This window comes from Phormidium sp. FACHB-1136 (assembly GCF_014697375.1).
Taxonomy (GTDB): Bacteria; Cyanobacteriota; Cyanobacteriia; order Phormidesmidales; family Phormidesmidaceae; genus Nodosilinea.
Map to the genome: position 1 here is coordinate 1 of NZ_JACJRS010000226.1, position 2,423 is coordinate 2,423.

The window sequence follows — 2,423 nt, forward strand, 5'->3', positions numbered from 1 at the left end:
GAGAAAGGTTTCGCTTTCAGCAACCTCAATCACGAAGGGGCGGGCCATCCTCTCTACCCTCTCAAACGTCATCCCCTATTATGCTCAACTTCATGCCGGATTGGTATAATCTGCAATGCAATGTCCGGAATGTGGAGCCACTCATATCCGTAAAAATGGCAAGAGAAAAGGTAAGCGAAGTCACATCTGTGTCGCTTGCGGTCGTCAGTTTATTAATGCCTACGAACCCTACCGGGGGTACTCCGATGAAGTCCGACGTGAGTGTCTCAAGATGTACACCAACGGCCTCGGGTTTAGAGGGGTTGAGCGGGTCAAAGGGGTGCATCATACGACGGTTATTGCTGGGGTGAAGCAAGTTGGTGAACGCCTCCCGGATGCTTACGATCCCGAAACAACACCCGAGGTCGGCGAACTCGACGAGTTGGAAACCTTTGTAGGCTCAAAAAAACAAAATTTGGCTGTGGACAGCCGTTGACCCCTTTAAGCAGGGGATTTTAGGCTGGGTATTGGGTGACCATAGTGCCAAAACCTTTGCCCCACTCTGGTCTATCGTCGCGGCTTGGCATGGCTATTTCTACGTGACGGATGGCTGGTCGGTATCTCCCGGATTCATTCCGGAGGGCGATCAGATGGTCTGCAAGACCGATATGACTCGGGTTGAAGGTGAAAACACTCGCTTACGCCACTATCTAGCTTGGCTACATCGCAAAACGCTGTGCTACGCTAAGTCCGTAGACATGCTGGCTCACTCTGTTCGATTGTTACTTCACTACCTCAAGTTCGAGGATGTTCCGGTTCCTCCTAGATTCATCCTGTAATTCAGCAACGTCAGAAAATTATGGGTCAAGCTGGGGAAGCATCCTCTCTAAGATAAGAGAATACCGCTGTTTTTTTGGCAGGGGCATCGCGTAGCATTTCTTCGATACTGAGGTCTTCGTCAAGGGATTCCCAGTGGATGCCGTAGCCGCCGCAAATTTCCCACTGGGCAAGTTGTTGGGGCAATGCGTTCAGCAGGCGCGGATACCAAAGGGGCAGCATCGCCTAATATCGTAGCCATTTGGTGAGGACACGCATGGGTCTGCCTGTGTTGGGGTCAATCTGAGGTTTACTCCAAGCCCTGGCTTCGGCAAAGCCTAGGCGATGGAGGATTTTGACCACCAAGTCGAGGCCAGCGGCGGAACCGATGATGGTGATGAGAATCGGTTCGCGGCTGGGCTGGGTGGGGGCAGGGTCGCTGGGTGGAGCGCTGTAGATTTCGCTGTTGGGGATGAATTCTTCTGACATGGGCACACCCGTTTAATGTAGTCACAAGTGTGACATTAGCACGGGCGCAGTGTACCCACAAGTGTGACATTTACCTTCGCGTACGGCTCTGACAAGATTAGGGCATGGGAAGGGCAAGCGACGCACTGAAGCAGGTTTTAGACACCTACAGCATTAGCCAGAACAAACTGGCGGTGACGATGGGCATTAGTCGAGCCAATGTGGGGCGCTGGTACCACGGGCTTGACCCCAGCGCTGAAAATATTGCTCAGATTACCCAGACACTTAAAACCCTGAACCCCCTGGCGGCTAAGGAGTTTGTTAAGCTCTATCTAGGTAATCTTGTCGAAGATGACCAGGCTAGCGAGTCATAGGTAATGGGCTTTTGGATGCACCTCTATGAAGGCAACAGCGTTTGACCAAAAGTTTGACGAGGGCCAAGAGGACATTATCGATGACCTCGACTTATCTCAGCTCAAACGCCCTGGTTACGAACAGCGACGCATCGACATTGATTTCCCAATTTTAGATACTAAGCTCAAAGACAAAGCCGATGACTCAACTCAGTGCTCTAGAAATCCCTGATGCCCTCTATACCCAAATTCAGGGTATGGCTTTGTCTCAGTCTCGCTCTATGAACAAGCAAATTGTGGCGTTACTTCAGCGAGCGCTAGACATTGAAGCCCAGCGACAGAGCCAAGCAAAAATTCTACAAGAGATTCATCAATCGCGATGGACACCTCCTGGGATCGCCCCCGACAGCGTAACCCTTTTACGAGAAATTCGGGGATACGATTTCTAATGAGCAAACTCACCTTAGAAATTTCCAGTGACCTAGCCGAAGCCCTACGTTTGCCTGAGGATGAGCGTCTGTCTCAGCTTCAGCAAGAACTTGCGATTCGTCTTTAGAGATATTGTCAAATCTGGTGTATGGCTAGGATCTAGGCGGCGTCCTGCATCTGGGTCACATCGGTGTTGTCATCAGTCCGGTATCCATCGTTGAACGGGACGCCTTCAATCACGTCCGCGAGGTGTTTGAAGCCTCGAATTCTAAGCCAGCTTTTCTGGGCACTTTCGACCAGCTTGAACACCAAGGCCAGGATGGTGTCCTTGGAGACACAGCCCCGGGTCTGGTCAGTTCTCAATCGCACGGTGGCGAA

At 51.4% G+C, this 2,423-nt stretch carries 6 protein-coding genes and 1 pseudogene; 4 read left to right on the forward strand and 3 right to left on the reverse strand.

Annotation, left to right across the window (positions count from 1 at the left end; translation table 11 throughout):
- Positions 1-115: 115 nt before the first annotated feature.
- Positions 116-818 (forward strand): IS1 family transposase gene (locus tag H6G62_RS26780; RefSeq protein ID WP_242052292.1). Its coding sequence is split into 2 segments (ribosomal slippage): positions 116-447 and positions 446-818, totalling 705 coding nucleotides; the frame shifts between segments, so codons are not numbered across the junction.
- A gap of 25 nt (positions 819-843) precedes the next feature.
- Here H6G62_RS26780 and H6G62_RS26785 read toward each other — a convergent pair.
- Positions 844-1,038, reverse strand: a complete 195-nt coding sequence (locus H6G62_RS26785; protein ID WP_190500847.1) for a DUF2442 domain-containing protein — start codon at positions 1,036-1,038, stop codon at positions 844-846.
- Between the two features lie 3 nt (positions 1,039-1,041).
- Positions 1,042-1,284, reverse strand: a complete 243-nt coding sequence (locus H6G62_RS26790; RefSeq protein WP_190500849.1) for a hypothetical protein — start codon at positions 1,282-1,284, stop codon at positions 1,042-1,044.
- Between the two features lie 104 nt (positions 1,285-1,388).
- Here H6G62_RS26790 and H6G62_RS26795 point away from each other — a divergent pair, with 104 nt between their 5' ends.
- The 3 genes from H6G62_RS26795 to H6G62_RS26805 are packed head-to-tail and all read left to right on the forward strand — an operon-like array spanning position 1,389 to position 2,065.
- Complete coding sequence (locus H6G62_RS26795; protein ID WP_190500851.1) at positions 1,389-1,637, forward strand: helix-turn-helix transcriptional regulator; 249 nt, start codon at positions 1,389-1,391, stop codon at positions 1,635-1,637.
- 25 nt (positions 1,638-1,662) lie between these two features.
- Positions 1,663-1,848 carry a hypothetical protein gene (locus tag H6G62_RS26800; RefSeq protein WP_190500853.1) on the forward strand — a complete coding sequence of 62 codons (186 nt, stop codon included), beginning with the start codon at positions 1,663-1,665 and terminating at the stop codon, positions 1,846-1,848.
- Positions 1,817-2,065 carry a hypothetical protein gene (locus H6G62_RS26805; RefSeq protein ID WP_190500855.1) on the forward strand — a complete coding sequence of 83 codons (249 nt, stop codon included), beginning with the start codon at positions 1,817-1,819 and terminating at the stop codon, positions 2,063-2,065. The genes H6G62_RS26800 and H6G62_RS26805 overlap by 32 nt, the downstream gene beginning before the upstream one ends.
- 139 nt (positions 2,066-2,204) lie before the next feature.
- On the opposite strand, the pseudogene H6G62_RS26810 reads toward H6G62_RS26805, so the two are convergent.
- Positions 2,205-2,423 (reverse strand): annotated as a pseudogene (locus tag H6G62_RS26810) (IS256 family transposase); the annotation flags it as partial.

Coding starts and splice junctions, on each gene's coding strand:
- H6G62_RS26795 (WP_190500851.1), top strand. CDS start 1,389: ATGGGAAGGGCAAGCGACGCACTGAAGCAGGTTTTAGACACCTACAGC.
- H6G62_RS26805 (WP_190500855.1), top strand. CDS start 1,817: ATGACTCAACTCAGTGCTCTAGAAATCCCTGATGCCCTCTATACCCAA.
- H6G62_RS26790 (WP_190500849.1), bottom strand. CDS start 1,284: ATGTCAGAAGAATTCATCCCCAACAGCGAAATCTACAGCGCTCCACCC.
- H6G62_RS26800 (WP_190500853.1), top strand. CDS start 1,663: ATGAAGGCAACAGCGTTTGACCAAAAGTTTGACGAGGGCCAAGAGGAC.
- H6G62_RS26785 (WP_190500847.1), bottom strand. CDS start 1,038: ATGCTGCCCCTTTGGTATCCGCGCCTGCTGAACGCATTGCCCCAACAA.